The sequence below is a fragment of the Blautia sp. HCP3S3_C12 genome, from assembly GCF_052064155.1.
In the GTDB taxonomy this organism is placed as follows: Bacteria; Bacillota; Clostridia; order Lachnospirales; family Lachnospiraceae; genus Blautia_A.
In genome coordinates, this window is record NZ_JBQHWC010000002.1 from 395,629 (window position 1) to 409,250 (window position 13,622).

Annotated in this window: 14 protein-coding genes and 1 pseudogene; 8 read left to right on the forward strand and 7 right to left on the reverse strand. The window is 43.6% G+C overall.

Features of this window, described 5'->3' with window-relative positions; all coding sequences use genetic code 11:
* Positions 1–74: 74 nt before the first annotated feature.
* From ACTNDS_RS03990 to mmsB, 4 genes are all read left to right on the forward strand, one after another.
* Positions 75–1,190, forward strand: coding sequence for a sugar ABC transporter substrate-binding protein (locus tag ACTNDS_RS03990; RefSeq protein ID WP_441033871.1), 1,116 nt, complete (start codon positions 75–77; stop codon positions 1,188–1,190).
* 222 nt (positions 1,191–1,412) lie between these two features.
* The gene (chvE, locus tag ACTNDS_RS03995) at positions 1,413–2,441 is read left to right on the forward strand and encodes a multiple monosaccharide ABC transporter substrate-binding protein (protein WP_441033873.1); all 1,029 of its coding nucleotides are present in this window, start codon (positions 1,413–1,415) and stop codon (positions 2,439–2,441) included.
* A 122-nt stretch (positions 2,442–2,563) separates the two neighbouring features.
* On the forward strand, positions 2,564–4,102 hold the full coding sequence (gene mmsA, locus ACTNDS_RS04000) for a multiple monosaccharide ABC transporter ATP-binding protein (protein ID WP_173742229.1): 1,539 nt from the start codon (positions 2,564–2,566) through the stop codon (positions 4,100–4,102).
* Between the two features lie 5 nt (positions 4,103–4,107).
* Positions 4,108–5,280, forward strand: a complete 1,173-nt coding sequence (gene mmsB / locus ACTNDS_RS04005; RefSeq protein WP_441033838.1) for a multiple monosaccharide ABC transporter permease — start codon at positions 4,108–4,110, stop codon at positions 5,278–5,280.
* Positions 5,281–5,500: 220 nt separating this feature from the next.
* Here the strand turns inward: mmsB and ACTNDS_RS04010 are convergent, their stop codons facing one another.
* From ACTNDS_RS04010 to ACTNDS_RS04040, 7 genes are all read right to left on the reverse strand, one after another.
* Positions 5,501–6,805 carry a tyrosine-type recombinase/integrase gene (locus ACTNDS_RS04010; RefSeq protein ID WP_033120014.1) on the reverse strand — a complete coding sequence of 435 codons (1,305 nt, stop codon included), beginning with the start codon at positions 6,803–6,805 and terminating at the stop codon, positions 5,501–5,503.
* 3 nt (positions 6,806–6,808) lie between these two features.
* Entirely contained in the window at positions 6,809–7,045 is a 237-nt protein-coding gene (locus ACTNDS_RS04015) for a helix-turn-helix domain-containing protein (protein ID WP_033120015.1), read from the reverse strand.
* A 427-nt stretch (positions 7,046–7,472) separates the two neighbouring features.
* The gene (locus ACTNDS_RS04020) at positions 7,473–7,730 is read right to left on the reverse strand and encodes a helix-turn-helix domain-containing protein (RefSeq protein ID WP_033120016.1); all 258 of its coding nucleotides are present in this window, start codon (positions 7,728–7,730) and stop codon (positions 7,473–7,475) included.
* Positions 7,711–8,151 carry an RNA polymerase sigma factor gene (locus ACTNDS_RS04025; protein ID WP_033120017.1) on the reverse strand — a complete coding sequence of 147 codons (441 nt, stop codon included), beginning with the start codon at positions 8,149–8,151 and terminating at the stop codon, positions 7,711–7,713. The genes ACTNDS_RS04020 and ACTNDS_RS04025 overlap by 20 nt, the downstream gene beginning before the upstream one ends.
* A gap of 488 nt (positions 8,152–8,639) precedes the next feature.
* Complete coding sequence (locus tag ACTNDS_RS04030) at positions 8,640–9,023, reverse strand: thioredoxin family protein (RefSeq protein ID WP_070470188.1); 384 nt, start codon at positions 9,021–9,023, stop codon at positions 8,640–8,642.
* A 31-nt stretch (positions 9,024–9,054) separates the two neighbouring features.
* Positions 9,055–10,068: a permease gene (locus tag ACTNDS_RS04035; RefSeq protein ID WP_070470191.1), complete on the reverse strand. Its 1,014-nt coding sequence runs from the start codon at positions 10,066–10,068 to the stop codon at positions 9,055–9,057.
* An 81-nt stretch (positions 10,069–10,149) separates the two neighbouring features.
* Complete coding sequence (locus ACTNDS_RS04040) at positions 10,150–10,464, reverse strand: ArsR/SmtB family transcription factor (protein ID WP_070470194.1); 315 nt, start codon at positions 10,462–10,464, stop codon at positions 10,150–10,152.
* A 169-nt stretch (positions 10,465–10,633) separates the two neighbouring features.
* On the opposite strand from ACTNDS_RS04040, the pseudogene ACTNDS_RS04045 reads away from it, so the two are divergent.
* The 4 genes and pseudogenes from ACTNDS_RS04045 to ACTNDS_RS04060 all read left to right on the forward strand — a co-directional run bounded on the left by ACTNDS_RS04045 (position 10,634) and on the right by ACTNDS_RS04060 (position 13,536).
* Positions 10,634–10,991, forward strand: a pseudogene (locus ACTNDS_RS04045) (helix-turn-helix domain-containing protein).
* Between the two features lie 230 nt (positions 10,992–11,221).
* Positions 11,222–11,551 carry a plasmid mobilization protein gene (locus ACTNDS_RS04050; RefSeq protein ID WP_033120022.1) on the forward strand — a complete coding sequence of 110 codons (330 nt, stop codon included), beginning with the start codon at positions 11,222–11,224 and terminating at the stop codon, positions 11,549–11,551.
* Positions 11,512–12,861, forward strand: coding sequence for a relaxase/mobilization nuclease domain-containing protein (locus tag ACTNDS_RS04055; RefSeq protein ID WP_070470199.1), 1,350 nt, complete (start codon positions 11,512–11,514; stop codon positions 12,859–12,861). Before ACTNDS_RS04050 ends, ACTNDS_RS04055 begins: the two co-directional genes overlap by 40 nt.
* A 300-nt stretch (positions 12,862–13,161) precedes the next feature.
* The gene (locus ACTNDS_RS04060) at positions 13,162–13,536 is read left to right on the forward strand and encodes a hypothetical protein (protein WP_441033845.1); all 375 of its coding nucleotides are present in this window, start codon (positions 13,162–13,164) and stop codon (positions 13,534–13,536) included.
* Positions 13,537–13,622: the final 86 nt, after the last annotated feature.

A 13,622-nucleotide genomic window follows, 5' to 3' on the forward strand; every position in this document is an offset into this window, starting at 1 on the left:
TGCGATGGTGGGAAGATCAGGCAGAAAACAGACAGCGGAGAATTGTTCAGGAAGAGGATAAGGTAAGAAAAAAGATGAAATGGCAGGTCGAAAACAGCAGGAAAAAAAGAAAATTTGTGACTGGGATCTTATGGATCGTGTTATGCCTGGGAATTTTACTTCTCACAGGCTGCGGTACTTCCGGAAAAACAGAAGCAGATCAGAAGAAAGCAGATTCCGGAGAGGAAGTGCAGACTGAGAAAAACGATAAAGTCCAGATCGGACTGACTGTGGACTCTTTTGTGATCGAGAGATGGATCCGGGACAGGGATGCTTTTGTAGCTACAGCCAGAGAACTGGGAGCTGAGGTAAATGTGCAGGATGCAGGGGCTGATTCCAAAGAACAGATCAGCCAGATTGAATATTTTATCAGTAAACAGATGGATGTGATCGTAGTGATCGCCAGAGACTGCGGAGCACTCAGTGAGGTGATCCAGAAAGCGCATAATGCGGGAATTAAGGTGATTTCCTATGACAGACTGATCCACAATGCAGACGCGGATCTGTATATTTCCTTTGATAATGGAAAGGTAGGGGAGATTATGGCCCAGTCCCTGATAGATGCTATTCCTCAGGGGGGAGATATTTTTATGATCCAGGGCTCAGCTGCAGATAATAATGTTACTATGGTCAGGAAGGGCTTTGACAAGGTTCTGAAAAACAGTAATCTGAAAGTGGTTTATGAAGCGAATTGTGATGCCTGGACAGCGGAGCTTGCTGTGGGCTATGTGGAGGAGGCACTGGAAAAGTATCCTCATGTTCAGGGAATTATGTGTGGAAATGATGATATTGCCAGCCAGGTGGTACAGGTGCTGGCAGAGAATCAGCTGGCCGGAAAAGTGGTTGTGGCAGGACAGGACTGTGACCTGGCTGCCTGCCAGCGGATTGTAGAGGGAACCCAGTATATGACTGCGTTTAAATCCATTGAGGATCTGGCCAGGGAAGCTGCTCAATATGCAGTTGAAATGGGAAAAGGAACGGAGGTATCCAGTATGCCCGACGTGACGGATACCATCAATGACGGAACCTATAATGTGCCGGCAGTGATCCTGACTCCTATAGCAGTGACCAGGGACAATATTGATGAAGTGATTATTGACGGAGGTTTCCACAGAAGGGATGAAGTATATCTGAATGCAGATTATAATTAGACTGGTATTTCGAAAACGATATAGCACATTTTAGTGACAAAAATGTCTTGTATGATACAGGACATTTTTTATTTTCAAAAAAATGTCTTGTTGTTTGCCAACCATGTCCAGATGTCTCTGTGTTATAGTAACATCATCAAAGAAAACGTATCAAACGTATAAAAAGAAACGGAGGTTTTTACAATGAAAAAGAAACTGGTATCTGCAATCCTTTGCGCATCAATGGTAGCTGGAATGGTAGTCATCCCGGGTGTGGCTGTTAAAGCGGATGACAAGAAGCTGATCGGTGTTACAATGCCTACCAAAGACCTTCAGAGATGGAATCAGGACGGCGAGAACATGAAGAAAGAGCTGGAAGCAGCAGGCTACGAAGTAGACCTTCAGTATGCATCTAATGACGTAAGCACACAGGTTTCACAGCTTGAGAACCAGGTAGCTAACGGATGTGACCTTCTGGTTGTAGCATCTATCGACGGAAGCAGCCTTGGCGAGCCACTGAAACAGGCAAAAGAAGCAGGAATCCCGGTTATCTCTTATGACCGTCTGCTTATGAACTCAGATGCAGTTACATACTATGCAACATTCGATAACTACAAAGTAGGCCAGAAACAGGGCGAATACTTAGTAGATGCACTTGATCTTGACAATCAGGACGGACCGTTTAATATTGAGCTGTTCACAGGTGATCCTGGTGATAATAACTGTAACTTCTTCTTTGGCGGAGCAATGGATGTACTTCAGAAATACATCGACGAAGGTAAACTGGTAGTAAAATCCGGACAGACAGAATTCGAGCAGGTTGCAACTGCTAACTGGGACAGCGCAAAAGCTCAGGACAGAATGGATACTATTATTGCCGGTAACTACTCTGACGGAACAAACCTTGACGCAGTTCTCTGCTCCAATGACTCTACAGCACTTGGTGTAGAAAATGCTCTTGCAGCTTCCTACACAGGAGAATATCCGATTATTACAGGTCAGGACTGTGACACACCAAACGTTAAGAACCTTGTAGCAGGAAAACAGGCTATGTCCGTATTCAAGGATACACGTGCTCTTGCATCTGCAGTTGTTAAAATGGTTGATTCTATCATGAAGGGTGAAGAACCGGAAGTGAACGATACAGAATCCTATGACAACGGCACAGGAATCATCCCAACATATCTTTGTGACCCGGTTGTTGTAACTGTTGACAACTACAAAGAAATGCTGATCGACTCCGGATACTATACAGAAGATCAGATCAAATAATACAAATTATGCAGTAAAACGGATGAAATTATCCGTTTCAGATACAGGCGGGGAATTCCCGCCTGTATCAATCTTGGAATCCTGTTATCAGGATTCTTTCATGAAAAGGGAGGGAAACAGAATTGGCTAAGATACTTCTGGAAATGAAAAATATCACCAAAACTTTCCCAGGTGTAAAGGCATTGGACAACGTCAATCTTCAGGTAGAAGAAGGCGAGATCCACGCTCTGGTAGGCGAGAACGGAGCAGGTAAATCTACTCTGATGAATGTATTAAGTGGTATTTATCCGTATGGAACTTATGAAGGCAACATTATTTATAACGGTGAAATCTGTAAATTTAATACAATTAAAGACAGTGAAGAAAAAGGAATTGTAATTATCCACCAGGAACTGGCGCTGATTCCATATATGACGATCGGTGAAAATATGTACCTGGGTAATGAAAGAGGAAAATCCTTCTCCATTAACTGGAATGAAACTTATGGAGAAGCAGACAAGTATTTGAAAATAGTAGGACTGGAGGAATCCTCCAGAACTTTGATCAAGGATATTGGTGTAGGTAAACAGCAGCTGGTAGAGATTGCAAAAGCACTGGCAAAGAATGCAAAGCTTCTGATCCTGGATGAGCCCACTGCATCCTTAAATGAGGATGATTCCAAGGCACTGCTGGATCTGCTGCTGAAGTTTAAAGCCCAGGGAATGACTTCTATTATCATTTCCCATAAATTAAATGAAATTTCTTATGTTGCGGATAAGATTACTGTTATCCGTGATGGTTCTACCATTGAGACTCTGGATAAGAAAAAGGATGATTTTTCCGAGCAGCGTATTATTCAGGGTATGGTTGGCCGTGAGATGACTGATCGTTTCCCGAAACGTCCGGATGTAAAGATCGGAGATGTTTCCATGGAAGTGAAAAACTGGAATGTTTATCATCCTCTGTATTCAGAACGTAAAGTAGTGGATAATGTATCCTTTAAGGTGCATAAGGGAGAGGTTGTAGGTATTTCCGGACTTATGGGTGCAGGACGTACAGAGCTTGCCATGAGTATTTTCGGAAAGAGCTATGGAACAAAGATTTCCGGTCAGGTATTCATGAACGGAAAAGAAGTGAAGCTGAATACTGTACAGGAAGCAATTGATAATAAACTTGCTTATGTTACAGAAGACAGAAAAGGAAATGGTCTGATCCTTTCCAAATCTATTAAGATGAATACTTCCCTTGCAAATATGAGGGGAATCACTAACGGAAAGGTTATTGACGCAGATAAAGAGTATGCGGTAGCAGAGGAATACAGAAAGAAACTGAAAACGAAATGTCCGTCTGTGGAGCAGAATGTAGGCAACTTAAGTGGTGGTAACCAGCAGAAGGTCCTTCTTGCAAAATGGATGTTTGCAGAACCGGATATTCTGATCCTGGATGAGCCTACCCGAGGTATTGACGTAGGTGCGAAATACGAAATTTACTGTATTATTAACGATCTGGTGGCAGCAGGAAAATCTGTTATCATGATTTCTTCTGAACTTCCGGAAGTACTTGGAATGTCAGACAGAATCTATATTATGAATGAGGGCAGGTTCGTAGGCGAAGTCAGCAAAGAAGAGGCTACCTCTGAGCTGATTATGTCCAAAATCGTAAAATCAGGAAAAGGAGCGTAAAGAAGATGGAAAAAAAGATTAGTTTTTCAGAGATATTAAAGAAATATACCATGGTGATCGTTCTTGTTCTGGTAGTCATCATGTTTGCAGTAAACACAAAGGGTGTTATGCTTCTTCCGCAGAATGTGAATAACCTTGTGGCTCAGAATGCATATGTATTTATCCTTGCAACAGGTATGCTGTTCTGTATTCTGACAGGTGGTAACATCGACCTTTCTGTTGGTTCTGTTGTATGCTTTGTGGCAGCTGTTGGTGGTAAGATGATGGTTCTTAACAGCATGAACCCATATCTTACAATGCTGGTTATGTTAATTACAGGTATTGCCATCGGTGCATGGCAGGGATTCTGGATTGCATATGTGAGAATTCCTCCGTTTATTGTAACTCTGGCTGGTATGCTTGCATTCCGTGGCCTTTCAAACGTAGTTTTACAGGGACAGACACTGGCACCAATGCCGGATTCTTACCTGGCACTGTTTAACAATTATATTCCGGATCCATTTGGGAAAGAGGGATTTAATCTTATCTGTTTTGTAGTTGGTATTATTGTCTGTGTTGCATATGTGTTACTTGTTCTGAAGAACCGTGCGGACCGTGTGAAGAAAGGATACAGTGTAGATCCTTTTGGCGGTGTTGCAATTAAGATGATCCTGATTTGTGTAGTTATTCTTGCTTTTATGTTCCGTCTGGCTCAGTATAAGGGTATTCCTAATTCTCTGATCTGGGTAGCTGTGATCATTGCAATTTATACATATATTGCTTCTAAGACAACTACAGGACGTTATTTCTATGCAGTTGGTGGTAATGAGAAGGCTACAAAGCTTTCCGGTATTAATACAAATAAGGTTTATTTCCTTGCTTATTTAAATATGGGTCTTCTGGCTGCTATTGCAGGTATGGTTACTATGGCTCGTCTGAATTCTTCCAATCCTCAGGCTGGTACAAACTTTGAGATGGATGCGATCGGTGCTTGTTTCATTGGTGGTGCTTCTGCTTATGGCGGAACCGGTACAGTTCCGGGGGTTATCATTGGTGCGTTACTGATGGGTGTTCTGAACTTAGGTATGAGTATTATGGGTATTGACCAGAACCTGCAGAAGGTTGTTAAAGGTCTGGTTCTGCTGGCAGCAGTTATCTTTGATGTTGTTAGTAAGAGGAAATCCTTTATTGTGAAATAAAAAATAGTAGAATTTTTCTCTCTGCCGCAAGATGATTTTAGGTCGGTTGAGGGATTAGAAAACGCCGGAAACCCGCATAAACTCTATGTTTTTGCGCGTTCTCGGCGTTTCTTTTATCGCCTGTGTTAGTGGTGCTTTTTCGGTAAATGGTGCCCAAATGGTGCCCAAATCCCACGAGGGGCTATAAAACGGTATAAGAAGCGGTAAAGAGATACAGCGGTTAAAGCTCTAAATCGCTGCTCTTTTTCTTTGCCGCGCTCTTTGCTTTCTTCGGCTCGGCTTTCTCTGCCTTTGCCGGGTCTGCCTGTTTGACCGCCCCATGATAAGCGTCTAAGACTTCTTTTTTGCGTTCAAGCCGCACGTCCACATAACGGGCGGTAACAGCTTCAAAGTTCATAGACAGCCCAAGCGATACGCCGATACCCGCAAGTGTATGTCCTAACACTTCGCCTACGGTGTAGAAGTCGCCTGTCAGTTGGTGCATATTTGTAGCTGCTGTATGGCGCAAATCGTGAAAGCGGATATGCGGCATATCCAAATCTTCAAGCAGCTTTCCAAACTGGGAAGATACCCACGACGCGGAGATAGGGGAACCGTCCGGCTTCGCTACAACAAGGTCATTGTCATAGTAAGGCTTTCCGTCCTTTTCTGCCTGTTCGCGCTGCGCTTCCTGCATAGCAAACTGTTTGAGAAAGAACGGGCGGGCAAGCTCTGTGATAGGCAGCTTTCGCCCGTTGGATTTCGGCGGTGCCATTTCCTCAATGACTTTTGTTTTTGGCGGTACCTTAAAGGGTAGCTGCTCGGAAACGTCAAAGGTGTTGTTTTCCAAATCCACATTGCGCCAACGCAAGCCCAGGATTTCAGAACGGCGCATACCGTAAAGCCCGCCTAAGATAACGGGCATTTCCCAAACGGTACCCTCGACGCGCTGCATAAGGGCTTTTACCTGTTCCGGCGTGTACGGGTCGGGGGTCTTGTCGCTCTTTCCAAACTTCGTAAGCGTGTCCTTTGCTGCGTTTGTTTCGATATAGCGGTATTTCCGGGCATGGCTCAACGCCACGCTCAAAACACGCTTTGCCCCGGCTGCGGTGGACGGTTTCAAGCCTTTGTCAATAATCTGCTGAAACATTTTGTCTACCATAGCGGGGGTAAGCTGATTAAGGGCAACGCCGCCGATATATGGCGTGATGTAGTTTGCAATCGTTCTTTTGTACCCGTCGTAAGTAGAGGGGCGCAAGTTCACTCTTGCATAGCTTTCTACCCATTCATTCAGATAGCTTGCAACGGTCTGTTTCCGCTGTGAAGCGATAGACGCAATCTGTCCCGGATTATGGAGCTTTGCTTTCATCTCTGCTTCATGCTGCGTTGCTTCCTTTTTTGTTGGAAAGCCCTTTTTTGAATAGGTTTTCTTTTCCCCATTCGGGGCGGTGTACTTTATATTCACGTCGTAAACTGTACCCGGCCGCCCGGTCAGTACGCCGTTGCTGTCGCGTTTATTCTTAACCTGCCTTGTTGATATAGCCATAGCTTAACCTCCCTGTCGTGCCGGGGGCTTCGCTGTCGTCTTTGCCCTGTGGTACCAGTCCCAGATTGCAGCGTCAGCTATCAAACGACGGTTTCCATTTTGTATATATTCAAGCTCGCCACTATCCATAAGCTCGCGCAGTTTATTTTCCCCGATACCGCTAATCTTGCTCATTTGCTCAACGGTCTTTAACATAGGGAATACAGGGATAGCGGGGCTTGCTGTTTCCTTTTTTGCCATAGGAAAATACCCCCTTTCATAAATGGCTAAAAAGTCAAGTTACAAAAAGTGGGCTTTAACCGGGCGGCTGTTAGCACAACCTCGCGGGAATTGCACCCCTGCTCATTTAAGGCAGCTTTACCCATTGCCTGCGACGCTCTGAACGCTCGGACTGTGGCTGTAAAGGCTTATCTCCCCTCAATGCGTGTTGTCGCCCGCAAGCTGCTAACTTGCTTCCCGTCGCGGTGTTTCTCGCTCGGCTTTTCCCGATAGAGGAATAGCGTCATGGCGCACCCTCCGTATGGCTCGGCGCAAAAAGGACGTACCCGGTTTGCCCTATACTGCGTCGCCGTTATCTTGCGTCGCTTTCTTTGTCAAGGAACATACGGGGCTGCTGCGGATTGATACGAAACGGAAAAGGGGTTAAGACGTTTCGGTATCGGTGCAGTTATTCAACCCTAAATGTGAGGATTGCCCTCATTAGTCTTGCTTGCAGCCGTTGGCGAATATCCTCGTCAACGCCAAAATAGACGTTTCCGCGCTCGTCGCAGAGCTTCCGCATGGAAAGGCTCGCTATGTAACCACTAAAATGCTGCAAGACAATTTTCATAGCGTCCGGGTCGCCCTTTGTCGCTGCCACAATGACAGGATAGGGAACAAGGGCAACGTCCGGGAAGTCAGATTGTTTACCATTCGTCCCATTCATCAGCGTGTTCCTCCAAATATTTCTTCAAGATTTCAAAAGAGCTTGTCCGTCTGTACTGTATCGTGCTGCGCGACGTATTGAATAACTTTCCAATCTCCACGTCGGTCATGCCCTCGAAATAGTACAGCATGATAGCTTTCCTTTTTTCTTCCGGCAAAGTGCGGATTGCTTCAAGCAGCAGCTTCGGCGTGATTTTCTTTCCTGCCTGCTGATAGCTCGGCTCGGCTTCTTCGTCTTGAAAATACTTATCAAGCGTATAAAGCTGTCGTTCCTCATGCAAGGCAAGGTCGGAAAACGACACTTCCTTTGCTCTGCGACGCCGGATTTCCTCGTGGGCGTTGCAGGCTTCGTTGTGCAGCACCCGTTTACAGAAACTTTGAAAGATACATTGCTTCTGAAATTCCACGCGATTAGGTTCCATGTTCTCACCTCCTTTCGTGTTGAAAGGTGGCGGTACCTCCCCTTTTCGCGGGATAATACAGGCGATTTTTTCAAACGCCGAATGAAAGCGAAACTTTTTTGAAAAAACCTCCCGAAAATGCAAAATGCGCCTGTCTGCAAGATGCAGACAAGCGCAAAGGAATTGTAAGCGGTATTTAGATGATTTGACAGTTCATATATGAGGGTAGAAGTGTTCCCGGCGGCGGTCGGGCTTTTTTTGATAAGCTAAAAGATATGGCGATATAGAAAAAGGACATGGCGATACCTCCTTGATACCGCCGTATCCTCAAAAAAGGGCGACTTTAATACACCCCCCGTTATCTTATTTTTCAAAAAGAAAACGGCGGTTTTGAGTAAATATTTCAAAACCGCCGTTTTATCTGCCTACATTCGGCAGTTTTGTTGTTTTACATAGCATTAAATCGCTATTTGAATTATTGATAATAAGGCGTAAATTTGATATTAAATTTATTTTTCGGAAACGATTTTTTGTAACAGTTTTTGCACGTTTTCTGTTTTCAGCACTTTCCCCGTAGATACTACTTTGTTGTTGACAACAAGAGCAGGTACACTCATAACGCCATATTCCATAACCTTTTTCAAGTCCGTAATATATTCTACTTCTACGGAAATCCCCATTGCTTTAACGGCGGATTGTGTGTTCTCATAAAGAGCATGACAACACCCTGAACCTAATACCTTGATACAGCAAATTCTGCCTTGTATGTCTTGACAACAGTTATTCAAATTTTCCGGTTCAACTGTTTCAGACACGGAACAGTTACCATTGCAAGTACAAACAGGAGCGTTTATTTCTTTTTCTTTCTTCTTTCCAAAACCAAATAATGTCATAATAATTACCTCCAAAAAATTTTATATTCGCTTATATTAACAAGTAAGAAATTGCATTGAAAAAATAGCCTATAAGAATAATTCCTATGGTACAAATTGCAATGAAGATACCGAGCAACTTCGGCTTAACTGCCTTTCGCAACATGATTACGGACGGGAGCGAAAGCGTGGTAACGCCCATCATAAAGGACAGGACAACGCCAAGCTGTGCGCCCTTTGCAAGTAGGGCTTCTGCAATCGGAATTGTGCCGAAAATATCCGCATACATGGGAACGCCCGCAATCGTCGCAAGGATTACGCCAAAGGGATTACCCGTACCAAGCACTTTGACAATAAAATCTTCGGGTATCCAATCATGGATAAATGCACCGATACCTACGCCAATCAGTACATAGGGGGCAACCTTTTTTGCTGTTGCTAAAACCTGCTCCCATGCGTATTTGATACGGTCTTTGAAGTGTAGTTCTTCCTGCGGAACATCAAGACTGTTTCCACCCCTTATAAAATCCTCAACGTAGCTTTCAAGATGTAGTTTTTCAATCAATGTACCACCTGCAACGGCTATCACAAGCCCAAGCACGACATAAGCAACGGCTATCTTCCACCCAAATATACTCATTAGCAGAACAAGCGAACCGAGGTCAACCATTGGAGAAGAAATCAGGAAAGAAAAAGTAACTCCAAGCGGCAGACCTGCACTTGTAAAACCGATAAACAGAGGAATGGAAGAACAAGAACAAAAAGGCGTTACCGTACCAAGGAGCGCAGAAATTATATTTGCGCCGATACCATGAAACCTTCCAAGAATTTTCTTTGTCCGTTCCGGCGGGAAATAGCTTTGAATATATGAAATAATTAAAATCAGAACCCCTAACAACACCATGATTTTGATTGTGTCGTAAACAAAAAATTGAATACTACCACCGATTTTGCTCGTTGCGTCTAATCCGCAAGCGTTAATTAAATTACCTATTAGACGATTAAGCCATGCCATACCTAAAACTTCATTTTGAAAGAAGTTCCAACCTGTTTTTAGCATATCCATAAATAGCCTCCTTGAAATAGAAATATTGAAATTTGTCTATATGTTGATGTTTTGATAAGTCGTGCGGAAAAGTAAGTAAACTTACCTATCACAACACGACTTATTTTCAAATGCTGCACTTGTAATCATAAGCGCTTGTAGACAATCTATTGCATACTGCACGCCATTCTCTGAAATAGAGTAGTGCATCCATTTCCCCTCTTTGCGTCCTATCACTATACCAGAATCACAAAGTATTTTCATGTGGTGGGAAAGCGTTGGTTGCGTAATGTGCATATCATCTAATAGTACACAAGCACACTTCTCTCCTGTAAGCAATAGTTTCAAAATTTTAACACGGTTTTCATCACAAAATGCTTTGAAAATCGTTGGTATTTTTTTTTCATCAAGTTCCATAATCTCACCTCCTGTTGACGTGCTTCTATAAACTATTATATACACAAATTGAAATTTGTCAATATGTTTTTATCCGGCAATAATATGAATTATTTTGGCTAATAGTAGGTACTGTGTAAGCATATCCAAGCAAAGAAAGGAACAGTAAAATGTAGTTGGGTGAATTATTATGGCAAAAAGACCAGTACCTTTGTATGACTTTGCAGCTTTCGGGCAAGCCATAAAAGCAGCGCGGACAGGCAGAAATGAAAGCCGCAAGAAAGTAAGCGACGAAATGAACATTTCCCCTCGCTACCTTGCGAATATTGAAAACAAAGGGCAACAGCCAAGCCTGCAAATCTTTTATGAGCTTGTAACCCGTTATGACATATCTATCCGTAGACCAATTCTTTTTCCCGGATAAGACAGCGGAAAAATCGACGCAAAGGCGGCAGCTCGACACGCTGCTTGACAGCATGAGCGATAAGGGCATACGGATTGTTACCGCAACAGCGAAAGAAATTGCAGAAGTCGAAAACGAAAACTGAATAGGCTTAGGAAGCGTTGTAATCTTTTTGAGATTGCAGCGTTTTTCTTTTGCGTAAGTTTGGCAAAACGGGGCTTTCCGTTGTAGTAGGGAATAAGGAAAAACTTTCATAGCAAGCATAGGAAGCGGGTACCCACTTCCGTATTTTCGCCCTCCTGCGCTGCGGCGCGTCGGTTGAAAATTGCTTGTTGGGAAGTGTCCCAAACCCTCGGAACGGAAAGGAGCGAAAGCATGGACGGGCGCAAAAGGACGGTACAAATCAAATTCAGAGTAACGGAAGCAGAACGGGATTTAATTCTTGAAAAAATGAAGCTCATACCCACCCGGAACATGGCGGCATATCTTAGGAAGATTGCCATTGACGGGTACATCATTCAAGTAGACCATAGCGACATTAAGGCAATGACAGCGGAAATACAGAAAATCGGTGTCAACGTCAATCAGATTGCAAAGCGTGTCAACGCGACGGGCAGCGTCTACCAAGAGGACATAGAGGAAATAAAGGGGGTGCTTGCGGAGATATGGCGGTTACAAAGATTAAGCCTGTTAAAAGCACGTTGAGCAAAGCCCTTGACTATATCCAAAATCCAGATAAGACGGACGGGAAAATGCTTGTGTCCTCTTTCGGCTGCGCCTATGAAACGGCAGACATTGAGTTTGAATATACCCTGTCGCAAGCTCTCCAAAAGGGCAACAATTTAGCCTTTCATTTGATACAGTCCTTTGAGCCGGGGGAAGTGGATTATGAAACCGCCCACAAAATCGGGCGGCAGCTTGCCGACGCAGTAACCAAAGGGCAGCATGAATATGTCTTGACGACGCACATTGACAAAGGACACGTTCATAACCACATTATTTTCTGCGCGGTCAATTTCGTAGACCACCACAAATACAATTCCAATAAGCGCAGCTATTACGGCATACGGAACATGAGCGACAAGCTGTGCCGGGAAAATGGATTGTCTGTTGTCGTTCCCGGCAAAGGGAGTAAGGGAAAGAGCTATGCAGAGTATCAGGCAGAGAAAACGGGAACCAGTTGGAAAGGCAAGCTGAAAATCGCCGTTGACGCACTCATTCCCCAAGTATCAAGTTTTGAGGAACTACTACAACGGCTGCAAGCAGCGGGCTATGAGATAAAACCGGGGAAATATGTATCGTGCCGCGCTCCGGGGCAGGAACGGTTTACCCGCCTTAAAACCCTCGGCGCAGATTATACAGAGGAAGCCATAAGGGAACGGATAAGCGGCAAACGCGCCCGCGCCGGGAAAGCTCCACGCGCAGATCGGGGCGGCGTCAGTCTGCTTATTGATATTGAGAACAGTATCAAAGCAGCGCAGAGCAAAGGTTATGAACAATGGGCGAAAATCCATAATCTGAAACAGGCAGCTAAGACCATGAATTTCTTGACGGAACATAAGATTGAACAGTATGCGGATTTAACGGCAAGGATAGCGGAAATCCAGACAGAGAGCGAACAGGCCGCAGACGCATTGAAGAACGTCGAAAAGCGTCTTACGGATATGGCGGTCTTTATCAAGAATATTTCCACCTACCAAAAGACAAAACCTGTTTATGACGCATACCGTAAGGCAAAGAATAAAGAGAAATACCGCGCCGCACATGAGCGCGATATTATCCTCCATGAAGCCGCTGCAAGGGCTATGAAAGCGGCGGGCGTTACCAAGTTCCCCAACCTCGCTGCGCTGCAATCAGAGTATGAAGCCCTCCAAGCGCAGAAAGAAGCCCTTTACGCCGACTATGGCAAGCTCAAAAAGCAAGTCCGGGAATACGACGTTATCAAGCAGAACATTGACAGTATTTTAAGACAGGACAGAGAGCCGGAACGGGGCAAGGAAACAGAGCGCGGATAAATTATGTTTTGCACAATCATAAGATATTTCTGATATTGATTTATTAGTTCATATAGTGTATACTGTGAGTACATACAAATAAGATTTAGAAAACGAATTGAGAGAGGTGGTAAACGATGATTAAAGTATTATATCCGTCATGTGATTTTATGCGCAAATCGAGTTGCCGCCACTTTCAGTTTTAGAGGCAAAGAATTAAAACCGTAAGTATAGCGCATAATCCAGAGAAATTATTATTGGATTATGCGCTTTATTTTTTGGGAACAAATTTATGGACAGTTAAAGAAAGGACGTATTACTATGAAAAAAATTATAAGTATTCTTTTGGCACTCTCTATGCTTTTCTCGTTAAATACAGTAGCTTTTGCAGCAGAAAGCGGTACAACAGATGAACTGCAAATTGTTGAAGAAAATGGAACAAGAACAGTTTCTCTTAATGATGGTGAATTGACATATATTGTTACATATGATACAGTAAACAATACAATTTGTGTTGCTCAAAAAGATAATAATACTGGTCTTGTTGAGTATGGCACTGTAGAATCTACGGAGATAACTGAAAATTCACTCGTAAGTGCTCGTTCAAAAATTCATCAAGATACTTTTTGTAATTACGAGTATGATATTTATACTGGAAGTCCAAATGAATGGAATTTAGAACGCCCTAAAGGGTAGTGTAAAATAGTTTGTGTTTTTGGTAAAAAATAACTCCTTTTTGGTAAGAATTCAGATATGACAATTCTTATCGAAAAGGAGTATTT

Coding starts and splice junctions, on each gene's coding strand:
- ACTNDS_RS03990 (WP_441033871.1), top strand. CDS start 75: ATGAAATGGCAGGTCGAAAACAGCAGGAAAAAAAGAAAATTTGTGACT.
- chvE (WP_441033873.1), top strand. CDS start 1,413: ATGGTAGCTGGAATGGTAGTCATCCCGGGTGTGGCTGTTAAAGCGGAT.
- mmsB (WP_441033838.1), top strand. CDS start 4,108: ATGGAAAAAAAGATTAGTTTTTCAGAGATATTAAAGAAATATACCATG.
- ACTNDS_RS04010 (WP_033120014.1), bottom strand. CDS start 6,805: ATGGCTATATCAACAAGGCAGGTTAAGAATAAACGCGACAGCAACGGC.
- ACTNDS_RS04015 (WP_033120015.1), bottom strand. CDS start 7,045: ATGGCAAAAAAGGAAACAGCAAGCCCCGCTATCCCTGTATTCCCTATG.
- ACTNDS_RS04020 (WP_033120016.1), bottom strand. CDS start 7,730: ATGAATGGGACGAATGGTAAACAATCTGACTTCCCGGACGTTGCCCTT.
- ACTNDS_RS04025 (WP_033120017.1), bottom strand. CDS start 8,151: ATGGAACCTAATCGCGTGGAATTTCAGAAGCAATGTATCTTTCAAAGT.
- ACTNDS_RS04030 (WP_070470188.1), bottom strand. CDS start 9,023: ATGACATTATTTGGTTTTGGAAAGAAGAAAGAAAAAGAAATAAACGCT.
- ACTNDS_RS04035 (WP_070470191.1), bottom strand. CDS start 10,068: ATGGATATGCTAAAAACAGGTTGGAACTTCTTTCAAAATGAAGTTTTA.
- ACTNDS_RS04040 (WP_070470194.1), bottom strand. CDS start 10,464: ATGGAACTTGATGAAAAAAAAATACCAACGATTTTCAAAGCATTTTGT.
- ACTNDS_RS04050 (WP_033120022.1), top strand. CDS start 11,222: ATGGACGGGCGCAAAAGGACGGTACAAATCAAATTCAGAGTAACGGAA.
- ACTNDS_RS04055 (WP_070470199.1), top strand. CDS start 11,512: ATGGCGGTTACAAAGATTAAGCCTGTTAAAAGCACGTTGAGCAAAGCC.
- ACTNDS_RS04060 (WP_441033845.1), top strand. CDS start 13,162: ATGAAAAAAATTATAAGTATTCTTTTGGCACTCTCTATGCTTTTCTCG.